Origin of the sequence: Mycobacterium marseillense, assembly GCF_010731675.1 — a bacterium.
In the GTDB taxonomy this organism is placed as follows: domain Bacteria; phylum Actinomycetota; class Actinomycetes; order Mycobacteriales; family Mycobacteriaceae; genus Mycobacterium; species Mycobacterium marseillense.
In genome coordinates, this window is record NZ_AP022584.1 from 234,897 (window position 1) to 257,141 (window position 22,245).

Here is a 22,245-nt window from a genome sequence, read left to right on the forward strand (position 1 = left end):
CGTGACAGACCCCACCGGCGCCAGCACCCATCTCGACGATGAGCGCTTGGAACTACTGCGCCGCAAGCTCGCTGAACGCGGCCTGGCCAGGTCGACGGGCGCGGCGTCCGTGGCCACCTACGACGAGCCACGCATGTCCGTCGGCCAGCACCGGATGTGGTTCGTGCAGTCGGTCGATCCCGATGGCGCGCTGCTCAACATCTGCGTCTCCTATCGCCTCACCGGCGCCGTGGACGCCGCGCGGCTCCATCGCGCCGTCGACGCCGTCGCCGCGCGACACCCCGTACTGCACACGACATATGACACCGACAGCGAGGGCGACCCACGGCCCGTCGTCCGCGACGACCTGCAACCCGAATGGACCGAGCACGACCTGTCCGGGTTGGCCGACCAAGCCCGCCGGCTGCGGCTGGATGTGCTGGCACAGCGGGACTTTGGCCGGTCCTTCGACCTGAGCAAGGATTCGCCCCTGCGCGTCACCGTGGCCCACCTGGGCGCCGACGACGTGATACTGCTGATCACCGCGCATCACATCGCCTGGGACGACGGCTCGTGGGCGCCGTTCTTCGCCGACCTGACCCGGGCGTACACCGACCCGGACGGCTTCGCCGCCGCGCCCGCGCTGCCGGATCTTGCCACCGACCCGACCGCGATCCGACAGGCGGACCTGGACTACTGGCGGCCGCTGATGGCCGATCTGCCGGAGCCACTGGAACTTCCGGGACCCAACGGTTCGGTGGTGCCCAGCACGTGGCGCGCGCAACGCATCACCGCGCCGCTGTCGGCGGACGTCGTCGACCGGGCGGCCGCGCTGGCCCGCGAGACCGGCGCCACTCCCTACATGGTGTTGATGGCCGCGTTCGGCGCCCTGGTGCACCGCTACACCCAATCGACCGACTTCCTGTTCGCGGCCCCAGTGCTGAACCGCGGCGTGGGAACCGAGGATGTCATCGGCTACTACGGCAACACCGTGGTGGTCCGGCTGCGCCCGCAGCCGCACCAGACGTTCCGCGAACTGCTGGCCCAGACCCGTGACGGCGCGGTGGGCGCCTTCGCTCATTCGCGCGCCGACCTGGACTGGCTGGTGCGTGAGTCGAATCCGGACCGCCGGCACGGCGCCGACCGGATGACCCGGGTCAGCTTCGGACAGCGCGAGCCCGACGGCGCCGGCTTCTGCCCGCCGGGCGTGCGCTGCGAGCGCGCCGAGTTGCGCGGTCATTTCAACCAGCTGCCGCTGAGCCTGATGGTCGAGCTGGACCGCACGCCGGATGGCCCGGGCGGCGGCGTGCTCGAGGCCGAGTACCTCGTCGAGGTGCTGGATCAGCAGTTGGTGGAGCAACTCCTGCGCCACTACGCCGCCCTGCTGGACAGCGTGCTGTCCGACCCCGACGCGACGCTGTCGGCGTGCGCGCTGATGAACGACGAAGACGCCGAGTGGCTGCGGGCCATGTCGACCGGCGAGGAATTCGTCACCCCGGCCAGCACCCTGTGCGCGCTGGTCAGCCGGCGCGCGGCGCGCACGCCCGATGCCGTCGCGGTCGTCTACGAAGGGCGCGCCTACACCTACCGCGAAATCGATGAAGAGTCGAACCGGGTGGCACACTGGCTCATCGAGCGAGGGATCGGCACCGAGGACCGCGTCGCGGTCCTGCTGGACAAGTCACCCGAACTGGTCATCACCGCGCTGGGCGTGCTCAAAGCCGGCGGCGTCTACCTTCCGGTGGACCCCACCTATCCCGAGGACCGGCTGAGCTTCATTCTCGGGGACGCCGACGCCAAACTCGTGCTGCGCGAACCGATTTCCGACCTGGCGGACTATCCGCCCACCGAGCCCACCGCGTTGCTGCGGCCGCTGAGCCCGCAGAACACCGCGTACCTCATCTACACCTCGGGCTCGACCGGACTACCCAAGGGCGTCCCGGTGTCCCACGCGCCCATCGCCGAGTACTTCGTCTGGTTCGGCGACGAGTACCGGATCGACGAAACCGACCGGCTGCTGCAGGTCGCGTCGCCCAGCTTCGACGTGTCGATGGGCGAAATCTTCGGCACGTTGATCATGGGCGCCCGGCTGGTCATTCCGCGACCCGACGGGCTGCGCGACATCGGCTATCTCACCGATCTGTTGGCCCGCGAAGGCATCACCTCGATGCACTTCGTGCCGTCGCTGCTGGGGCTGTTCCTGTCGCTGCCCGGCGTCAGCCAGTGGCGGACGTTGCGGCGCGTGCCCATCGGCGGGGAGGCCCTGCCCGGCGAGATCGCCGACAAGTTCCACGCCACCTTCGATGCGTCGCTGCACAACTTCTACGGACCGACCGAGACGGTCGTGAACTGCACCAGCTACCCGGTGGAAGGCGCCCAGGGCACTCGGGTGGTGCCGATCGGCCGGCCCAAGATCAACACGCAGGTGTACCTGCTCGACAACGCCCTGCGGCCCGTCCCCGCCGGGGTGATCGGTGAGATCTACATCGCCGGAACACATGTCGCACACGGATACCACCGCAGGCCGCAGCTGACGGCCGAGCGCTTTGTCGCCGACCCGTTCACCCCGGGCGGGCGGATGTACCGCTCCGGTGACCTGGCAAGGCGCAACGCCAGCGGGGACATCGAGTTCGTCGGCCGCGCCGACGAGCAGGTGAAGATCCGCGGGTTCCGCATCGAGCTTGGCGAAATCGCCGCCGCCATCTCCGTCGACCCCAGTGTCGGACAAGCCGTCGTGCTGGCCATGGACCTGCCTCAGTTGGGCAAGAGCCTGGTGGGATACGTGACTCCGGCCGAGGGCGCCGGCACGGAAACCGTTGACGTCGAACGCATCCGCGCCCGGGTTGCCGCCGCGCTGCCGGACTACATGACCCCGGCCGCCTACGTGGTGCTCGACGAAATCCCGATCACCGCCCACCAAAAGATCGACCGCGCCGCCCTGCCACAGCCGCAGCTCGCCGCCGGCACCGAGTACCGCGACCCGACCACCCCCACCGAAATCCGTGTTGCTCAACTGTTTTCTGGCCTGCTCGGCCACGATCGGGTGGGCGTCGACGACTCGTTCTTCGATCTGGGCGGCCACTCACTGGTCGCCACCAAACTGGTCACCGCGATCCGCGCCGAGTGCGGCGTGGAACTCGGCATCCGCGACGTGTTCGAGCTCGCCACGGTGGGCCTGTTGGCCGAGCGCATCGACCAGCTGAGTTCGGGCCAACTGGTGCAGTCGCGCCCCAGGCTGATCGCGACCGCCCACGACGAGCCGATGCCGCTGTCGGCGTCGCAGCTGCGCAGCTGGTTCGCCTATCGCCTGGACGGGCCCAGCCCGGTCAACAACATTCCGTTCGCGGCCAAGCTGACCGGACCGTGGGACATCGATGCGCTGATCACCGCCGTCGACGATGTCCTCGCCCGGCACGAAATCCTGCGCACCAGCTACGTCGAGCTCGACGGCGTGCCCTATCAGGTCGTGGGCCCAGCCGGCGTCGAGGTCCCGGTGCGCCGCGCGGAGGGCGCCGGCGAGGCGTGGCTGGCCGAGCAGCTCGACATCGAGCGGCGCCACTGCTTCGAGCTGGACGCCGAACTGCCGATCCGGGTCGCGGTGCTGCGCACCGAGAACGCCGCCGAGCACGTGCTGTCGGTGGTCGTGCACCACATCGCCTCTGACCATTGGTCGGCGGGCGTGCTGTTCTCCGACGTGATGACGGCCTACCGGGCGCGGCGCGGCGGCGAAGCGCCGTCCTGGGCACCGCTGCGCGTGCAGTACGCCGACTACGCGGCATGGCAGCGCACGTTCCTGGGTGACACCAGCGGCCAGGAGTCCGCCATCGCCGGCGAGCAGCGGGAGTACTGGACGCGCAAGCTGGCCGGGCTGCCGGAGGACACCGGGTTGCGCCCCGATTTCCCGCGCCAGCCGGTCCCCAGCGGGGAGGGCGAATCCGTCGACTTCCACATCGACTCGGCCACCCGCGCCAAGCTCGGCGAACTGTGCCGCGAACTGGGCATCACCGAATTCATGCTGCTGCAAACGGCTGTGGCCGTGGTGCTGCACAAGGCCGGTGGCGGCGTGGACATTCCGTTGGGCACCCCGGTCGCCGGTCGTACCGAAGCCGAATTGGACCAACTGATCGGCTTTTTCGTCAACATCCTGGTGCTGCGCAACGACATGGACGGCAACCCGACGCTGCGCGAACTGCTGAAGCGGGCCCGGGAGACGGCGCTGGCCGCCTACGCCCACCAAGACCTGCCGTTCGACCGGGTGGTCGACAGCGTCAGCCCGGTGCGTTCGCTGTCGCGCAACCCGCTGTTCCAGGTCGTCGTCCACGTCCGGGATCACCTGTCCGCCACGCGGGTCATCGAGACCGCACCCGCGGGCGGCGACGGACGCGACACCGTGTGCACGTCACTGGACCCCATCTTCGACATGGCCCACGCCGACCTCAGCGTCAACTTCTTCGGTACCGACGGCACCGATGACATCGGCTACAACTGCAATGTCATCTTCCGCACCGAGCTCTACGCCAGAACCACCATCGAGCGGCTGGCGCACTGGCTGACCCGGGCGGTCACCGCGTTTGCCGACGACCTCGATCAGAGCCTGCGCGACGTTGCGCTCATCGATGCAGGAGAACAGCGCCGCATTGTGCAGGACTGGAGCCGCGGCGCGCCCGCGCCGCAGGACCGGCCGCGCACCATCCCCGAGCTGCTGGATCCCAGTCGGACATGGGGAGCGGATCGGATTGCGGTGCGCTGCGGGGACGAGCAGATCGATTACCCTGCGCTGCACCGCCGTTCGGACAACCTGGCCGCGCTGCTCGCCAAGAACGGTGCGGGCCCGGGCGTTTTGGTCGGGCTGTCGACCCGCCGCAGCATCGACCTGGTGGTGGCGTTGGTGGCCATCATGAAGGCCGGCGCCGGTTACTTCCCCATCGACCCCGGCTACCCGTTGGCGCGCAAGCAATTCATGCTCGACGACGTCGCGCCGCCGGTGGTGGTCGCCACGACCGAAGCGGTGGCGACCATGCCGGACGTTGCGGGAGTCGAGTTGATTTCGCTGGACGATCCCCAGGTGCGCGCCCTGGTGGACAGCGATGACGTCGATCCCCAGTCGCGGGATTTGCGCCGCCCCCACCCCGACGACCCGATGTATCTGGTATTCACCTCCGGATCGACCGGCAAGCCGAAAGGTGCGGTGGGCACCCATCGTTCGATGACAGCCCGGCTGGATTGGCAACTGCGGCACTACCCGCCGAGGACCGAGGATGTGCGGTTGGCGCAGGCGTCGATCACCTTCCTCGAAGGCGGAATGGAAATGCTGGCCGGCCTGGCCGCCGGCGCGACCATGATCCTGGCCGACGACGCCGAGCACCGCGACCCCGAGGCCCTCGGGGAATTGATGAACCGGCACTCGGTCGCCCAGGTGACCGCCGTGCCCAGCCTGGTCTCGGCGCTGGTGGACAGCCGGCCCGACGCCGTGCGCGCACTGTCACGGCTGGTGTGCGGTGGCGAGCCGGTCAGTTCGTCGCTGCTGCAACGGCTGGTGTCGGTGTGCGCCGACGACAGTGCCACCGAGTTGCTGAACAACATCGGCTCAACCGAGACCTCCGGCGCGGTGTCCCGCGGGCGGTTGGGCCTGCCGAATCCACTTGTCGGAAAGCCGGTCCCGGGCGCGCAGGCCTACCTCCTCGACGATGGGCTGCGCGCGGTGCCGGTTGGTGTGGTGGGCGAGCTGTACTACGCCGGTGACCAGCTGGCGCGCGGGTATTGGAAACGACCCGGCCTGACCGCGACACGGTTCGTCGCCAACCCGTATGGCGGCGAGCCCGGTTCCCGCCTGTACCGCAGCGGCGACCTGGCCCGGTGGACCGAGGACGGCCAACTGGAATTCGTCGGACGCTCCGACCACCAGGTGCAGGTCCGCGGTTTCCGGATCGAGCTGGCCGAGGTCGAGGCGGCCCTGGCGGCCGCCGACGGCGTCGCGGCCGCGGCCGCCCGCACCTGGGAGGTGCACGGCGGCACGTCGCTGGCCGGATATGTTGTGCCGCAACAGCCGATCGTCGACGACGTCGACAAGGCGGCGTTCGCGGGGGAGGTGCGCGCCGCGATCGCCACGACCCTGCCGGGTTACATGATGCCGTCGTCGCTGACCGTTCTCGACGTCCTGCCCAAGACCGACTCCGGCAAGTTGAACCGGCCCGGGCTGCCGCGCCCGGCGGTCAGCACCGGCGGCCTGACCGAACCGACCCGCACGGACACCGAGCGGGCGCTGGCCAAGGTGTTCGCCGAACTGCTGTCGACCCCCGAAGTGGGCCGCTTCGACGACTTCTTCGCCCTCGGCGGCGACAGCATCCTGTCGGTGCAGCTGGCCTCCCGCGCGCGGGCCGTCGGCCTGGCCGTCAGTCCGCGCATGATCTTCGAGAATCCGACGGTGCAGCAGCTTGCCGCCGCCCTGGACGCCCTGGGAGACGGGGAGACTGACGCCGAACGGGACGACCAGGAGACCGACGTCCGCTTCGAGCCGATGAGCACCTCCGGTCTCTCGTCTACGGATCTGGCTGCGGTGACCCAACTTTGGTCGTCGTCACGTGAAGGCACGACATGACGGCTGCCGACACCGACGTGGCGCCCGACATCGAGGACGTGATGGCGCTGAGCCCCCTGCAGGAGGGCTTGTACTCGCTGACCACGCTCGCCGAATTCGCCGACGCCGAAGCCGCGGACGACCCGTACGTGATCGGCATGGCGGCCGACATCTCCGGTGCGCTCGATGTCGCGTTGCTCCGCGAGTGCGCGGAGAAGATGTTGGTGCGCCACCCCAACCTGCGGGCCAGCTTCTTCAGCCGGGGCATCCCGCGGCCGGTGCAGATCGTGCCGTCCCGCGTCGAGTTGCCGTGGCGATCCGTCAGCGCCGCACCCGAGGACGTGCCGGCACTGGAAACCGGGGAACGCCGCCGGCCCTTCGACCTGGAACACGGGCCGGCCATCCGCTTCCTGCTGATCGAATTGCCTGGCGCGCAATGGCGTTTGGTGCTCACCGCCCATCACATCGTGATCGACGGCTGGTCGATGCCGGTGTTCATCAACGAGATGATGATCCTGTACCAGGCGCGCGGCGACCTCTCGGCGCTGCCCGTCGCGCCGCGGCCGTACCGCGATTACATCGGCTGGCTGGCCGGCCGCGATCCGGCGACCAGCCAGCAGGTCTGGCGCCGGCACCTCGACGGCCTGCCCGGCCCCACCCTGCTGGCCGCCGCCCTGGGCTCGAGGGACACGGCCGAGGGGCAACAGGCGACACTGCCGCGCACCACCGAACTGCGGCTGCCGGCCGAGGCCACCGCGCGGCTGGTCGACGAAACCCGTTCGCGCGGCATCACCGTCAACACCCTGATGCAGATGGCGTGGGCGCTGGTGTTGTCCCGGCTCACCGACACCGACGATGTGGTCTTCGGGGTCACGGTGTCCGGCAGGCCGCCCGAGCTGACCGGCGTCGAGACCATGGTGGGGCTGTTCATCAACACCGTGCCCTTGCGGGTGCGGCTGGACCCGGGCGCCGGCGCCGGCGAGCAATGCCGCGCCGTGCAGCGCGACGCCGCCCTGCTGCGCGAGCACAGCTACCTCGGGCACGCCCAGTTGCGCGCCCTCGGCGGGGTCGGGGAGATGTTCGACACCCTGCTGGTCTACGAGAACTTCCCGATGAACGGGCTGTCCTCCGGTGGCGAATTGACCGCCGGCGGTGCGACATTCCGGCCGTCGGCCCTGCAAACCCTGTCGCATTTCCCGATCGCCATCGCCGCCCACATGGACGCCGGCGAACTGGTGGTACTGATCGAAGTGATCGACGGCGCGCTGGGCGCTATTCCCGCGGCCACGTTCGGTCAGCGGGTGCTGTGCACCGCCGAGCGCCTGCTGCGGGATTGGGAGCGTCCACTGCGCGAGGTCAGCGTCCTCTTCGAGGACGAGGCGGCCCCGCTGCAGGCCGCCGACGCGTCCGCCTCGATGTCGCCGGGGTGCATCCACGCGCGGTTCGCCGACGTCGTGGCCAGGGCACCGGACAGCCCGGCGATCAGCTGGGCGGGCGGCACGCTGAGCTATCGCGAGCTGGACGACCGGTCCACCCGGCTGGCCGCCGAGCTCGCCCAAAACGGCGTAGCGCCCGAAACACCGGTCGGCATAAGTCTTTTCCGGGGACCGCAGTACGTCATCGCGATGCTGGCGGTGCTCAAGGCCGGCGGCATGTGCGTGCCGCTGGTGCCCGGGATGCCCCCGGAGCGGGTGGCCTCGATCCTGCGGCAATCCGGCGCGTCGATCGTCTTGGACGACGAGTTGACCGCCCGGCTACTCGAGCCCGGCCGGGCGCACGACGGCTTCACTCCGGTCGACGTCCCGCTCGAGCAGGCCGCGTATGTCGTGTTCACCTCGGGCACCACGGGAGAACCCAAGGGCGTCATCGGAACCCATGGGGCGGTGGGGGCGTACGCCGACGACCATCTGGACCGCGTGCTGCGCCCCGTGGCCGCGCGGGTGGGCCGGCCGCTGCGCATCGCCCACGCGTGGTCGTTCGCCTTCGACGCCGCCTGGCAGCCGCTGGTCGCCCTGCTCGACGGCCATGGCGTGCATGTGGTCGACGAGCACACCCAGACCGACGCCGAGGCGCTGGTCGCGCTGATCGCCGAGCACGGCATCGACATGATCGACACCACCCCATCGATGTTCGCCCAGCTGCAGGCCTTTGGCCTGCTGACCCACGCGCCGTTGACGGTGCTGGCGCTGGGAGGCGAGGCGCTCGGCGGCGCGGCGTGGGCCCGAATCCGCAAGGCGTGCAACACCGTATCGATGACGGCGTTCAACTGCTACGGCCCGACCGAAACGACGGTCGAGGCGGTGGTCGCCGCGATCGCCGAGCACGACGAGCCCTGCATCGGGCGGCCGACCCGGCACACCCGCGGCTACGTGCTGGATTCCGGGCTGCGCCCGGTGCCGTGCGGCGCGTCGGGCGAACTGTACCTGGGCGGCGCCCAGCTGGCCCGCGGCTATCTGGGCCGCGCGGCAGAGACCGCCGCGCGCTTTGTCGCCGACCCGTTCGTGCCGGCGGAGCGCATGTATCGAACGGGCGACCTGGTGCGCCGGTTGCCGGACGGCACACTGCAATACATCGGTCGCGCCGACGCGCAGGTGAAGATCCGTGGCCACCGCGTCGAGCCCGGGGAAATCGCCGCCGCCCTCGAATCGCATCCCGCCGTCCGGCACGCCGGGGTGTTGGTGCATCAGCACCGCGGGGCCCCGCGGCTGACCGCGTACGTGGCGACCACCGACACCGCGCCGACGGTCACCGACCTGCGCGCCATGCTCGGCACCCGGTTGCCGCGCTACATGGTGCCGCAGCGCATCGTGCTGGTTGACGAAATCCCCTTGACCCCCAATGGAAAGCTCGACGAATCCGCGCTGGCCGCTCTCGACGTCACCGAGTTCGCCGGCGGCGCGGCCACGCCCGAGACCGCCACCGAATCCGCGCTGGCCGACCTGCTCGCCGAACTGCTCGGACACCCCAGCGTCGACGTCACGGCGGACTTTTTGCAGCTGGGCCTCGACAGCATCATGGCCTTGTCGGTGGTGCAGGCGGCGCGGGCGCGCGGAATCGCGCTACGCGCCAGACTCATCCTCGACTGCACCAACGTCCGCGAACTGGCCGAAGCGATCGACTGCGAAACCGCGGCCGCCGCCCGGCAGGTGGACGAGGCGACCGGGCCGATGCCGTTGCTGCCCAACGGCCGATGGCTCTACGAGCACGGCGACCCGCGCCGGCTCGCCCAGACCGAAGCCATCCGGTTGCCCGAGACGCTGCGCCGCGACCAGCTCGACGCCGCGCTGGCGAGCATCGTCAACGGCCACGAAGTGCTGCGCACCCGCGTCGACCGCGCCACCATGACCCTGGTTCCGGTGCCGGCCGCCGACGTCTGGGGAAACCTCAAAGAAGTTGACGTGGACGGAGACCTGAGCGCGGCGGTGCCGACCCACGTCGCCGAGGCCGTCGACCGGTTGGACCCCGAACGCGGAACGCTGCTGGCCGCGGCGTGGCTGCGGCCCCCGGTCGGCGAGAGCGTGCTGTTGCTGGCCGCGCACGTCGTGGCCCTGGACCCGGCGTCGTGGCGGGTCATCCTCGGGGAACTCGGTGCCGCCCTGACGGCCGCGGCGACCGGTCACGCACCGGCACCCGTACGCGAACACACCAGCTACCGGCGCTGGGCCGAGGCGCTCACCGCGCGGGCGCACGAGCTGGACACGGTGCAGTACTGGGCGTCGGAGTTGGACGGCGACGATCCCGACCTGGGCGCCCGCCGGCTCGACCCGGACCGCGACCGGGCCCGCGACCTGATTGTCCGCAACGTCGCCACCGACGCCGACCTCACCCGGCGGCTGCTGAATTCGGGCCTGCCGTTGCCCACGCTGTTGGTCGCGGCCACCGCGGCGACGGTGACGAGCTGGCGCCGGTTGCGCGGGCAGGCGACCCCGGCTCCGCTGTTGGCGCTCGAAACCCACGGCCGCGCAGACAGTTTGGTCGACGGGCCGGGCGCGCACACCATCGACACCGGCGACACGGTGGGCCTGCTCAGCTCCATCTACCCGGTGCGGTGCGACTCGGACGACCCGCGCACGGTGGCGGAGAAGTTGGCCGCGATCCCGGGCGATGGACTCGACTTCGGGTTGTTGCGCTACCTGCGGGACGACACCGCCGAGCGGCTCGCCGGTTTCGCGCCGCCGCAACTGTTGCTGAATTACCTTGGCGCCGCCCACACCGACGGGGGCACCGGGCTGACGCTCGAACGCGAGCTGCTTGCCGGGGTGTCTCCGGTGCCCGAGCCCGAACTGGCGGTGCGCCACGAGCTCACCATCGCGGCGATGGTGCTGACATACGGCGGGGAGAGGGTGTTGGCGGCGCAGTGGCGCGCGCTGCCCGACATTCTCACTGACGCAGACATAACTGCGCTGCAAGGACTTTGGATCGATTCACTGCGGGAGATGGTGAAATAATGAGCACACTCGCGATCGTGGGCGCCGGCGCCAAGGCGGTGGCCGTCGCCGCTAAGGCGTCGGTGCTGCGGGACATGAGCGTCGAGGTTCCGGACGTGGTCGCCGTGGAACGGATTGGCGTCGCGGCGAACTGGCAGGCCAGCGGCGGCTGGACGGACGGTGCGCACCGGCTGGGCACCAGCCCGGAGAAGGACGTCGGCTTTCCCTACCGCTCGGCGCTGGTGCCGCGCCGCAACGCCGAGCTGGACGAGCGGATGACCCGCTACAGCTGGCAGTCTTACCTGATCGCCACGGCGTCGTTCGCGGAGTGGATCGACCGCGGCAGGCCGGCGCCGCCGCATCGCCGGTGGAGCCAGTATCTGAGTTGGGTCGCCGACCACGTGGGCATGAATGTGGTGCACGGCGAGGTCGAACGGCTGGCCGTCACCGGGGACCGCTGGGCGATCCACACCCACGAGACCACCGTGCACGCCGACGCGTTGATGATCACCGGGCCCGGCCAGGCCGAAAAGTCCTTGCTGCCCGGCAATCCGCGCGTGCTCTCGATCGCGCAGTTCTGGGACCGCGCCGCCAATCACGACCGGATCAACGCGGAGCGGGTCGCGGTGATCGGCGGCGGTGAGACGGCCGCGGCGATGCTCAATGAGCTGTTCCGGCACCGGGTCTCGAGCATCACGGTCATCTCCCCGCAGGCGACCCTGTTCACCCGCGGTGAGGGATATTTCGAGAACTCACTGTTCTCCGATCCCACCAACTGGCCGGCCCTCACCCTGGCCGAACGTCGCGACGCATTGGCCCGCACCGACCGGGGGGTGTTCTCGTCAAACGTGCAGGAGGCGCTGCTGGCCGACGACCGCATCCATCACCTGCGGGGCCGCGTCGCCCACGCGGTCGGCAGGCAGGGGCAGATCCGGCTGACGTTGTCCACCAACCGGGGCAGCGAGAACCTCGAGACGGTCCACGGGTTCGATCTCGTCATCGACGGCTCCGGCGCCGACTCGCTGTGGTTCGCACCGTTGTTCAGCCAGGACGCGCTCGATCTGCTCGAACTCGGTCTGGGCGGACCCCTCACATCGGAGCGGCTGCAGGAGGCGATAGGTTATGACCTGGCCGTCACCGACGTCACACCCAAGTTGTTCCTGCCGAACCTGTCAGGACTCACCCAGGGCCCCGGATTCCCGAACCTGAGCTGCCTGGGACTGCTATCCGATCGGGTGTTGGGTTCCACCGTCAGCCCGTCCAAGTATCCCGTGAGAAGGAGACATGATGAGCGCCAACCCCTTTGACGACGACAACGCGACCTTCGTGGTGCTGGCCAATGACGAGAACCAGCACAGCCTCTGGCCGACTTTCGCCGACACGCCTTCCGGCTGGCGGGTGGTCTTCGGTGAAGCAAGCCGCGCGGACTGCCTGGAGTACGTGGAGCAGAACTGGCCAGATATCCGCCCCAAGAGCCTGATTGAGGCGCTCGCGGGGGAGTAAGAGCCCACCGCGGGTTATCGCAACACGCGGGCGAGGCCCCACTTCTCACCGCTACCCACCTGCGGCACAGCCTATTCGGCGCGTTTTTCCGTGTTGCCGCCGTAGCGTCGTCGTAACGTGACCAAGCTGAGACACAAATTTCGGTGTCACCATGCACACTTACACCATCTTCAACCATGAAGACGTGTGACCGCGTGCGGCGCATCCGCGACATCCCGCCACGGTTCATGTGCATCGAAGGGGGACCTGTGAAAACCGTGAAGTCCATTGCCACGGGCATGGCGGCGCTGGCCGCCATTGGCGGCGCCGCCGCCGGTGTGGCTTCTATTGCAGCACCGATCGGCCTGCATGACGCGCAGCTTGCGGCATTCGGAGCGCCACTGCCGCAAGACCCGCCGCCGCCTCCGCCCCCGCCGCCCGGAGCGCCGGAGCAGTTGCCGACGGCGGATCAATTGGCCAACCTGTGCAACCAAGTAACCGACCCCGGCGTCAACTACAGGGAGAAGGCCAACTTCATTGAAAACGGCGTCAGTCAGAACGAGGGCATGGTGGCCGACCACGACCTGCGAAAGGCCTACCGCAACGGGAACTTTCCCGAGCAGTTCAACGTGACCAACATCGCGCCGGCGGGTCCGAACATGGCCCAGGCCGACGTGGCCATCACGAGCCCCAAGTTCGCCGGCCCGGTCACCAAGCACCTCGCGTTCGTCAACCAGGGTGGGAACTGGGTTCTGCAGCACGACGCGGCGATCGCTCTGATACAGGCCGCGACCGCCACCAACTGAGCACCGCGCGGGTGCCTACCGCGCAAACCCGATGCCAGTCTGGCGGATTCGCCAGATGTTCCGATGCTCGAGGACACCCCATGCGCCGCCTTCGGGAGGCGCATGGGGTTTGGCACTTCACGGCCACCGCCGGACGCTCCCGCACAGCAGGCGCACAGGTTGCTCATGTTGCTTGCACAACGGGTGGCCGTAACGTATCGGTGCCGAGACACGAAATAAAAGGCGCAACGGGCACGCTGACACCACCCGAGCGTCGACATTCGTGCCCACCGAAGGGGGAACCATGAAAACCGTTAAAACGCTTGCCACCAGCGTGGCAGCCCTGGCGATCGTCGGCGGCGCGGCCGCCGGCCTGGCCTCGATGTCGGAGCCCAGCACTGCGGTCGGGGTGCAGCTCGCCACGATCGGCGCGCCCCTTCCGCAGGATCCGGCGCCGGTGCTGCCGGTCGCGGGCGCCAGCGTCCCGACTCCCGATCAGCTGACCGGCCTGCTCAACAGCCTGGCCGACCCGAGCGTGTCGTTCAGCAACAAGAGCAACCTGGTGCAAGGCGGCATCAGCGGCATCGAGGCCCACGTCGCCGACAAGAAGCTGCAGAAGGCCGCGAAAAACGGTGACCTGCCGCTGTCGTTCGACGTGACGAACATCCAACCCACCGCCGCCGGTTCGGCGACCGCCGACGTGTCGGTCTCCGGTCCGAAGCTGACGTCCCCGGTCACCCAGAACGTCACCTTCGTCAACCAGGGCGGCTGGGTGCTGTCGCGGTCCTCGGCGATGGAGTTGCTGCAGGCCGCCGGTCAGTGATCGGCACCGGACGCACCCAGACCTAATTTCGCGATGCGTGCCGGATCCGCCAGCACATCGATCGCCCGGATCCGGCCGCCGCGCACCACGAATCCCATGACGGTCGCCGCGCGTCCCGCGACGAGGATGACGGCGCCTGCGGCGCCGTTGACGGTCGCCGCGCGCACCTCGCGGTCGGGCCCCGCGTAGCCGCGGGCCAGCCTGGCCACCGAGGCCGCACCGTCTGCCCGGAACGCCGCCGCGGCCGGGCCGAAGTCACCCCGCAGCACCACCTCGGGATGCAGTACCGACACCAGGCGCTCGAAGTCACCGCTGCGTCCGGCCGCAAAGAAGGCGTCGACTACCTCGCGCTGGGCGGCGAGGTCGCCGTCGGGAACCGGATCGGCCCGCTCGATCCGTCGGCGCGCCCGGCTGGCCAGCTTGCGGGCCGACTCCGGCGTCCGGTCGACGATGGTGGCGATCTGATCGAACGGCACGCTGAAGACGTCGTGCAGCACGAAGGCCAATCGCTCCGCCGGCGACAGCGTGTCCAGCACCACGAACAGCGCCAGCCCCACCGCGTCGGCCAGCATCGCGCGGTGTTCGGGATCGAATTCGTCGTCGGCTTCCACGATCGGGTCGGGCAGGCGGGCGGTCAGTTCCTCGCCGGCGTGAGTTCGGCGCTCCCGCAACATGTTCAGGCAGATGCGGGCGACCACGGTGGTCAGCCACGCGTCAGGGTTGACGATGGTTTCCGCGGAGCCGGCGCTCAACCGCAGCCAGGCCTCCTGCACGGCGTCCTGAGCGTCGTCGACCGAGCCCAGCATGCGATAGGCCAGGGCGCCCAGCCGTGGCCGCGCCGCCTCGAAGCGCGCCGTCAAGGCCGTCAGTGACGGCGCTGACGCATCCGGCGTTGTCACGGCCGGCCGGGCTCCGGCAGGGCGCACACCCGGTCGCCGGAAAAGCCCGACGACCCGATGCCCAGGGCGATGTTGAAGCGGGCCCGCAAGTTGCCCAACGTGATGACGTGGGTCAGGCCGACGAGCTGGGCGGTGTCGAAGTGCGCGCGCAGGGCGTCGAACAGGTCATCGGTCACCTCGACGGGGGTGCGGCTGAGCGCGGTCGCGTAGTCGAGGATCAGTTTGTCGACGCCGGAAAAGCACGGTGCGTCACGATAATTGGCCATCCCCAGCAGTTCGTCGTCGGTGATGCCCCACTGCCGGGCGATCTGGGAGCCGAGGTCGATGCAGTATTCGCAGCGCACCGTCGTCGCCGACTTCAGCTCCGCGAGCGCGCGGTGGCGCGGGCTCAGGACGTCCAACTTCGATTCGGCCTGCTCCAACTTGCCGTAGGCGTTGAGCAGCCTCGGGATGTGGGCATACATCCGCAGCGGTTCCAGCATTCCCGCGGTTTCCAGCCCGGTCATCCGCGCGAGCTTGCGCCGGGTGAAGAAGAAGGCGATCTTGGCGCCCAGGCCGGCGTCGCGGTCGGAGACTCCCGGTAGCCGTGGCATGGCGATCCTCCTGGCAAGTTGTGGTCGTGAACCAACGTCCTCACTAGGTCGACACGCGGGAACGCCCGAACGTGACCACTCAACTCACCCGGGCTGTCCCAACGGCATATCCATGTCGAACACGCGGGCGTGCAGAACGGTGCGGTTCCGCAGCGCGGCGCGCACCGCCCGGTGCAGGCCGTCCTCGAGATAGGTGATGCCCTTCCACCGCACCGCGTGGGGGAACAGGTCACCGTAGAAGGTGGAGTCCTCCGAGAGCAGGCGGTCCAGCGCGAGGACCGTTGTGGTGGTGACCAATTCGTCGAGCCGGATCTGTTGGGGCGGTATCTGGGACCAATCCCGATAGGACAGGTTGTGCTCGGGGTACGGCTTGCCGTCGCGCACGCCCTTGAAAATCATCGGCCGATCACTTCCGACGCGTTGCCCTGTCCCGACCGGTCCATGGTGGACAAGGCTAGTCGGACACCGCGCCTCCCGGCGAGCAGACGCAAAAGCACCCCGACACGCCGGCGAACAGGGAGCTTTTGCGTCTGCTCGCGCTGCACCAGTGAGGTGGAGGGCGCGCGAGACCGTAAAATGAACCGGGTCAAGGCGGTATCGGAGGAGGTGACGACCAGTGGGAACTGCGGATGACCGTCGATTCGAGGTGCTGCGGGCCATCGTCGCCGATTTCGTCTCCACCAAAGAGCCGATCGGTTCCAAGACGTTGGTGGAGCGCCACAACCTCGGCGTCTCGTCGGCGACCGTCCGCAACGACATGGCGGTGCTCGAGGCCGAGGGCTACATCACCCAGCCGCACACCAGTTCCGGGCGGGTCCCCACCGAGAAGGGCTACCGCGAGTTCGTCGACCGCCTCGACGACGTCAAGCCGCTCTCCTCGGCCGAACGGCGCGCGATCCAGGGCTTCCTCGAGTCCGGCGTCGACCTCGACGACGTCCTGCGCCGCGCGGTCCGGCTGCTCTCGCAACTGACCCGGCAGGTGGCCGTCGTGCAGTACCCGACGCTGTCGTCGTCGACCGTGCGCCACCTCGAAGTGATCGCGTTGACGCCCGCGCGGCTGCTGATGGTCGTCATCACCGACTCCGGCCGGGTGGACCAGCGCGTCGTCGAACTCGGCAACGTCATCGACGACCACGAACTTTCGCAGCTACGCGAGATGCTCGGCCAGGCGCTGGTGGGCAAGAAACTCTCGGCCGCCTCGATCGCGGTGGCCGACCTCGCCGGACAGCTGAGCAGCCCGGACGGCCTGGGCGACGCCGTGGGCCGGTCGGCGACGGTGTTGCTGGAGTCTCTCGTCGAGCACACCGAGGAACGCCTGCTGATGGGCGGCACCGCCAACCTGACCCGCAACGCCGCCGATTTCGGGGGTTCGCTGCGCTCCATCCTGGAAGCGCTCGAGGAGCAGGTGGTGGTGCTGCGGTTGCTGGCGGCCCAGCAGGAAGCCGGTAAGGTGACGGTGCGCATCGGCCACGAGACGGCCGCCGAGCAGATACTGGGCACTTCCGTGGTGACCACCGCCTACGGCACCTCCGACACCGTTTACGGGGGAATGGGTGTGCTGGGGCCCACTCGGATGGACTATCCGGGAACTATCGCCAGCGTCGCCGCGGTTGCCCTTTATATCGGCGAAGTCCTGGGTGCTCGATGAACGCGCACCCGCTGTGTGGGTAGGCGCGGAGAAAGACCAGGTATAGGAGAGTCAGGCGTGGCACGCGATTATTACGGGCTGCTCGGCGTGAGCAGAAACGCCGGTGACGCGGAGATCAAGCGCGCGTACCGCAAGTTGGCGCGCGAACTGCACCCCGACGTGAACCCCGATGAGGCCGCGCAGGCGAAGTTCAAGGAGATCAGCGTCGCCTACGAGGTGCTGAGCGACCCCGAGAAGCGGCGGATCGTCGACCTGGGCGGCGATCCGTTGGAGAACGCGGCCGCGGCCGGCGGCGGTTTCGGCGGCGGTTTCGGTGGCCTGGGCGACGTGTTCGAGGCCTTTTTCGGTGGCGGCTTCAGCGGCGGCGCGAGCTCGCGCGGTCCCATCGGGCGGGTGCGGCCGGGCTCGGATTCGCTGCTGCGGATGCGGCTCGACCTCGAAGAGTGCGCGACCGGCGTCACCAAACAGGTCACCGTCGACACCGCGGTGTTGTGTGACCGCTGCCAGGGCAAGGGCACCAACGGCGACTCGGCGCCGGTGCCGTGCGACACGTGCGGTGGCCGCGGCGAGGTCCAGACCGTGCAGCGCTCCCTGCTGGGCCAGGTGATGACGTCGCGGCCGTGTCCGACCTGCCGCGGCGTCGGTGTCGTCATCCCCGATCCCTGCCACCAGTGCATGGGCGACGGCCGGGTGCGGGCCCGCCGCGAGATCAGCGTCAAGATCCCCGCCGGTGTCGGCGACGGCATGCGCGTGCGGCTGGCCGCCCAGGGCGAGGTGGGGCCCGGCGGCGGGCCGGCCGGCGACCTGTACGTCGAGGTGCATGAACAACCCCACGACGTCTTCGTCCGCGAAGGCGACGACTTGCACTGCACCGTGTCGGTGCCGATGGTCGACGCGGCGCTGGGCGCCACGGTCACCGTCGACGCCATCCTGGACGGCGTCAGCGAAATCACCATTCCGCCGGGCACGCAACCGGCCTCGGTCATCACGCTGCGCGGCCACGGCATGCCGCACCTGCGGTCCGGCACCCGCGGCGACCTGCATGTCCACGTCGAGGTCGTGGTGCCCGCCCGCCTGGACAGCCGCGACAGCGAACTGCTGCGCGAACTGAAGGCGCGCCGCAGCCGCGACGTCCCCGAGGTGCGCTCGACCCACGCCGGCGGGGGACTGTTCAGCCGGCTCCGCGAGACGTTCACCGGGCGCTAGCGCAGGCGCGCCGATGGTCGCGACCCTCTTTTACACCGACGACCTGCCCGAGACCGGCGCGCTGGCCGTCCTGGCCGGTGACGAAGGCTTCCACGCCGCCAGCGTGCGGCGGATCCGCCCCGGTGAGCAGCTGGTGCTCGGCGACGGCGCCGGGGGCCTGGCGCACTGCGAGGTGGAGCACGCCGGGCGCGACGGCCTGAGCGCGCGGGTGCTCAAGCGCTGGAGCGTCGAGCCCGGATCTCCGCCGGTGACGGTGGTGCAGGCCCTGCCGAAGTCGGAGCGTTCCGAGCTGGCGATCGAGCTGGCCACCGAGGCCGGTGCCGACGGGTTTTTGGCCTGGCAGGCCGCCCGTTGCGTGGCCAACTGGCACGGCCCGCGGGTCGACAAGGGGTTGCGCCGCTGGCGTGCGGTCGCCCGGTCGGCGGCCCGCCAATCCCGCCGCGCGCACATCCCGCCGGTCGACGGGGTGGTGTCCACCGCGGCGCTGACGTCGCGGATCCGCGACGAGGTGGCCGGCGGCGCGACGGTGCTGGCCTTGCACGAGTCGGCCACCGATCGGCTCGCCGACATCGACCTCGCGCGGGCGACGTCGGTGTTCCTGGTCGTCGGCCCCGAAGGCGGGATCGCCGACGACGAGATGGCGGCGTTGTCCGACGCGGGCGCCGCGGCGGTGCGGCTGGGGCCGCAGGTGCTGCGGACGTCGACCGCCGCGGCGGTCGCGCTCGGCGCGCTCGGGGTGCTGACGCCGCGCTGGGACCACCCGTCGGGCCTGTGAGCGCCGCCGGTCTTCGTTCTGTTGCGCCGCTGAAGACTCGTCGCGCGCCGCACATTGGGGTCAGCGTCGACCCGGCGGTAGGATAAAAGCGCTAGAAAACGCCGGGATCGGCGAGCACTTCACACAAGGCAGGCATCGAAAACCACGTGACGCCCCGCGAGACCAGCGCTGCTGACGCAGCCGGAGCCCTCCAGGCCGACGCTCAAGTTCGCAGCAGCATCAACGTTCCGCCCGATACCGTCATGGGCCTGCTGGGTTCGGCAGACGAGAACCTGCGCTCCCTGGAACGCACCCTGGACGCCGATCTGCACGTGCGCGGCAACACCCTGACCATTCCGGTGAGCCCGCCGACGTCGCCCTCGCCGAACGCGTGATCTCCGAACTGATCGCGATCGTCGCCAGTGGGCAGCCGTTGACCCCGGAAGTGGTCCGGCACAGCGTCGCCATGCTGGCCGGCACCGACAACGAGTCACCGGCCGAGGTGCTGACGCTGGACATCCTGTCGCGGCGCGGCAAGACGATCCGGCCCAAGACGCTCAACCAGAAGCGCTACGTCGACGCCATCGACGCCAACACCATCGTCTTCGGGGTCGGCCCGGCCGGCACCGGCAAGACGTACCTGGCAATGGCCAAGGCGGTCAACGCTTTACAGACCAAGCAGGTCAGCCGCATCATCCTGACCCGTCCGGCCGTGGAAGCCGGTGAGCGCCTTGGCTTCCTGCCGGGCACGCTCAGCGAGAAGATCGACCCGTATCTGCGGCCGCTGTACGACGCGCTCTACGACATGATGGACGCCGAGCTGATCCCCAAGCTGATGTCGGCGGGCGTCATCGAGGTGGCGCCGCTGGCGTATATGCGGGGTAGAACGCTTAACTCTGCCTTCATCGTGTTGGACGAGGCGCAGAACACCACCGCCGAGCAGATGAAGATGTTCCTGACCCGGCTCGGCTTCGGCTCCAAGATCGTCGTCACCGGCGACATCACCCAGGTCGACCTGCCGGGCGGCGCCAGGTCGGGCCTGCGCTCGGCGATCGAGATCCTCGACAGCGTCGAGGACATCCACGTGGCGGAACTGACCAGCGTGGACGTCGTGCGCCACCGGCTGGTCTCGGAAATCGTCGACGCCTATGCCAAGTTCGAAGAGCCCGACCTGACGATGAACCGGGCTGCGCGGCGGGCGTCGGGCTCGCGTGGTCGCCGATGATGGTGCGGTGAGCGGGTCCCATGAGCATTGAGGTATCCAACGAGTCGGGCATCGACGTCTCCGAGGCCGAGTTGATCAGCGTCGCGCGGCATGTCATCGCCAAGATGGACGTCAATCCGGCGGCCGAGCTGTCGATGGTGCTGCTGGACACCGCGGCGATGGCCGACCTGCACATGCGCTGGATGGACCTGCCCGGGCCCACCGACGTGATGAGCTTCCCGATGGACGAACTCGAACCGGGCGGGCGCCCGGACGCCCCCGAGCCGGGGCCCTCGATGCTGGGCGACATCGTGCTATGCCCGGAATTCGCCGCCAGCCAGGCCGCCGCGGCGGGACACAGCCTGGGGCACGAGCTGGCGCTGCTGACCATCCACGGTGTGCTGCACCTCATCGGCTATGACCACGGCGAGCCGGACGAGGAAAAGGAGATGTTCGCTCTGCAGGACCGGCTGCTCGAGGAGTGGGTCGCCGATCAGGTCGAGGCCTACCGCCAGGACCGCCAGGAAGAGCGCGACCGCCGATTGCTGGACAAGTCAAGGTATTTCGACAATTGAGCCGACTTTGGATTTTGGTGGCCGCAGCCATCGCGTTCGCGCCGATCTCGATGATCGTCGCCACCGACACGGTGGCGCAGGCGGCTCCCTGCGCCGGCGCGGGCTCGAACCCCGTGTCCTGCCAGCACTGCATGTTCTACGTGAACGCCTATCACACGGCGAACGTGTGCAACGAGGACAGGCGCGGTGTCCAGGGGCCACCGAGCAACGCGCCGACACCGGTTCCGCAAGTGCCCATCCCGGTGTACGAGCCGCCCCCACCCCCGCCCCCGGTGCAGCAACCGGTGGTCCTTCCGCCGCCCAATGCGGGGCAAAACACGGTCCCGGTGCTCGAGATCAACCCGCCGGGGCCCGATGCGCCGCGGAACGCCCCGGTGGTCGCGCCGCCCAGAGGGCTGGAGGCGCCCTCGGTGGCGATCGCGTCGGCGAAGGCCGCGCCGGTAACCCGCGCCGACCCCGCCAACCCGCCGAAGCCGCCGACCGAGGTGGACTTCAACCAGCAGGTGCAAAACGTGGTGAACTCGCACCGGCAAAACGTCGACATCCTCAAGATCGACGAGCACCGGTTCGTCCGGCCGCGCCACTGGGACTACGTCGACTACGACGACGCCTACCGCCGCCCGACCCTCTACAACCCGCTCAACCAGCCGATGACGTTCCGCTACTTCTACAACGGCGCGTACCAGCAGCTGTACCTGCCGCGCGGAGCCCGGATGGTGCTCGACGCCGCGACGGTCGGTGTCGTGCCCTTCACCGCGGTCGGCGACAGCTATGTGGCCGCAGGCAGCTTCTACGGCGGGGGCTCGATGCCGCTCAACGGGTACAACGGGCCGCCGCCACCGGACTACAAACCGCCGGCGCCCTCGAAGCTGTACGAGAACGTCGTCGTGTCCGTTCCCGCCAAGGGCGAGACCGTGGAAGTCGGCCACGTGGCGGTGGTGGGTCACGATGGTAGCCAACCCCCGGGCAGCCAGGACACGTTCCTGCTCGACGACTCCACCCTGGCCTGGGGACAGATCGACAATTCCAGCAGCGCCCCCGCCCAGATCCGGGTGATCAAAACCCAGCCGACGCCGGGCGTGGGCCTCACCGACGACGGCGGCTTCTTGGTGCTGCTCGCCGTTCACCACCAGGAGCCCGGTCAACCCCACCAATCCGCGTGGACCATGGCGCTGCGCTTCGGTGGGTTCGCGGTGGTGGTGGGCCTGGTCGCCTGGCTGCTCAATCGCCGGAACCGCAGCGAGGACGACGCCGCTGAGTCCTAGCGAAGCCATTGGGGAGTCAGTGACAACG

General features: G+C 69.4%; 14 protein-coding genes and 1 pseudogene. 12 read left to right on the forward strand and 3 right to left on the reverse strand.

Annotation, left to right across the window (positions count from 1 at the left end; all coding sequences use genetic code 11):
• The first annotated feature begins 1 nt into the window (after nt 1).
• The 6 genes from G6N26_RS01015 (at nt 2) to G6N26_RS01040 (ending at nt 14,073) form a co-directional block, all read left to right on the forward strand.
• On the forward strand, nt 2–6,577 hold the full coding sequence (locus tag G6N26_RS01015) for a non-ribosomal peptide synthetase (RefSeq protein ID WP_083016512.1): 6,576 nt from the start codon (nt 2–4) through the stop codon (nt 6,575–6,577).
• Nucleotides 6,574–11,004, forward strand: a complete 4,431-nt coding sequence (locus tag G6N26_RS01020; protein ID WP_083016515.1) for a non-ribosomal peptide synthetase — start codon at nt 6,574–6,576, stop codon at nt 11,002–11,004. The genes G6N26_RS01015 and G6N26_RS01020 overlap by 4 nt, the downstream gene beginning before the upstream one ends.
• Complete coding sequence (gene mbtG, locus G6N26_RS01025; RefSeq protein ID WP_120312720.1) at nt 11,001–12,290, forward strand: NADPH-dependent L-lysine N(6)-monooxygenase MbtG; 1,290 nt, start codon at nt 11,001–11,003, stop codon at nt 12,288–12,290. Before G6N26_RS01020 ends, mbtG begins: the two co-directional genes overlap by 4 nt.
• Nucleotides 12,271–12,486, forward strand: coding sequence for an MbtH family protein (locus G6N26_RS01030; RefSeq protein WP_083016529.1), 216 nt, complete (start codon nt 12,271–12,273; stop codon nt 12,484–12,486). The genes mbtG and G6N26_RS01030 overlap by 20 nt, the downstream gene beginning before the upstream one ends.
• 248 nt (nt 12,487–12,734) lie before the next feature.
• Complete coding sequence (locus G6N26_RS01035) at nt 12,735–13,271, forward strand: MTB12 family secreted protein (protein WP_067172068.1); 537 nt, start codon at nt 12,735–12,737, stop codon at nt 13,269–13,271.
• 283 nt (nt 13,272–13,554) lie between these two features.
• On the forward strand, nt 13,555–14,073 hold the full coding sequence (locus tag G6N26_RS01040; protein WP_067172054.1) for an MTB12 family secreted protein: 519 nt from the start codon (nt 13,555–13,557) through the stop codon (nt 14,071–14,073).
• Here the strand turns inward: G6N26_RS01040 and G6N26_RS01045 are convergent.
• From G6N26_RS01045 to G6N26_RS01055, 3 genes are all read right to left on the reverse strand, one after another.
• Nucleotides 14,067–14,972, reverse strand: a complete 906-nt coding sequence (locus tag G6N26_RS01045; protein WP_067172069.1) for a sigma-70 family RNA polymerase sigma factor — start codon at nt 14,970–14,972, stop codon at nt 14,067–14,069. The two genes, G6N26_RS01040 and G6N26_RS01045, sit on opposite strands and share 7 nt — an antisense overlap.
• Nucleotides 14,969–15,565, reverse strand: a complete 597-nt coding sequence (locus tag G6N26_RS01050; protein WP_067172056.1) for a carboxymuconolactone decarboxylase family protein — start codon at nt 15,563–15,565, stop codon at nt 14,969–14,971. Before G6N26_RS01050 ends, G6N26_RS01045 begins: the two co-directional genes overlap by 4 nt.
• Before the next feature lie 84 nt (nt 15,566–15,649).
• Complete coding sequence (locus G6N26_RS01055; protein ID WP_064933122.1) at nt 15,650–15,964, reverse strand: type II toxin-antitoxin system VapB family antitoxin; 315 nt, start codon at nt 15,962–15,964, stop codon at nt 15,650–15,652.
• Nucleotides 15,965–16,181: 217 nt separating this feature from the next.
• On the opposite strand from G6N26_RS01055, the gene hrcA reads away from it, so the two are divergent.
• The 6 genes and pseudogenes from hrcA to G6N26_RS01085 all read left to right on the forward strand — a co-directional run bounded on the left by hrcA (nt 16,182) and on the right by G6N26_RS01085 (nt 22,217).
• Entirely contained in the window at nt 16,182–17,213 is a 1,032-nt protein-coding gene (gene hrcA, locus G6N26_RS01060; protein WP_067172058.1) for a heat-inducible transcriptional repressor HrcA, read from the forward strand.
• A 57-nt stretch (nt 17,214–17,270) separates the two neighbouring features.
• Entirely contained in the window at nt 17,271–18,419 is a 1,149-nt protein-coding gene (gene dnaJ, locus G6N26_RS01065; RefSeq protein ID WP_067172060.1) for a molecular chaperone DnaJ, read from the forward strand.
• A gap of 13 nt (nt 18,420–18,432) precedes the next feature.
• Nucleotides 18,433–19,194 carry a 16S rRNA (uracil(1498)-N(3))-methyltransferase gene (locus tag G6N26_RS01070; protein WP_083016519.1) on the forward strand — a complete coding sequence of 254 codons (762 nt, stop codon included), beginning with the start codon at nt 18,433–18,435 and terminating at the stop codon, nt 19,192–19,194.
• 146 nt (nt 19,195–19,340) lie between these two features.
• Nucleotides 19,341–20,398 (forward strand): annotated as a pseudogene (locus G6N26_RS01075) (PhoH family protein).
• 20 nt (nt 20,399–20,418) lie between these two features.
• Nucleotides 20,419–20,952 carry an rRNA maturation RNase YbeY gene (gene ybeY, locus G6N26_RS01080; protein ID WP_008255587.1) on the forward strand — a complete coding sequence of 178 codons (534 nt, stop codon included), beginning with the start codon at nt 20,419–20,421 and terminating at the stop codon, nt 20,950–20,952.
• 50 nt (nt 20,953–21,002) lie between these two features.
• The gene (locus G6N26_RS01085) at nt 21,003–22,217 is read left to right on the forward strand and encodes a hypothetical protein (RefSeq protein WP_263643845.1); all 1,215 of its coding nucleotides are present in this window, start codon (nt 21,003–21,005) and stop codon (nt 22,215–22,217) included.
• The last annotated feature ends 28 nt before the right edge of the window (nt 22,218–22,245 follow it).

Excerpts from the sequence above, each read along its gene's own strand:
- G6N26_RS01020 (WP_083016515.1), top strand. The coding sequence starts at position 6,574 with ATGACGGCTGCCGACACCGACGTGGCGCCCGACATCGAGGACGTGATG.
- G6N26_RS01030 (WP_083016529.1), top strand. The coding sequence starts at position 12,271 with ATGAGCGCCAACCCCTTTGACGACGACAACGCGACCTTCGTGGTGCTG.
- G6N26_RS01040 (WP_067172054.1), top strand. The coding sequence starts at position 13,555 with ATGAAAACCGTTAAAACGCTTGCCACCAGCGTGGCAGCCCTGGCGATC.
- G6N26_RS01050 (WP_067172056.1), bottom strand. The coding sequence starts at position 15,565 with ATGCCACGGCTACCGGGAGTCTCCGACCGCGACGCCGGCCTGGGCGCC.
- G6N26_RS01055 (WP_064933122.1), bottom strand. The coding sequence starts at position 15,964 with ATGATTTTCAAGGGCGTGCGCGACGGCAAGCCGTACCCCGAGCACAAC.
- G6N26_RS01070 (WP_083016519.1), top strand. The coding sequence starts at position 18,433 with ATGGTCGCGACCCTCTTTTACACCGACGACCTGCCCGAGACCGGCGCG.
- ybeY (WP_008255587.1), top strand. The coding sequence starts at position 20,419 with ATGAGCATTGAGGTATCCAACGAGTCGGGCATCGACGTCTCCGAGGCC.
- G6N26_RS01085 (WP_263643845.1), top strand. The coding sequence starts at position 21,003 with ATGATCGTCGCCACCGACACGGTGGCGCAGGCGGCTCCCTGCGCCGGC.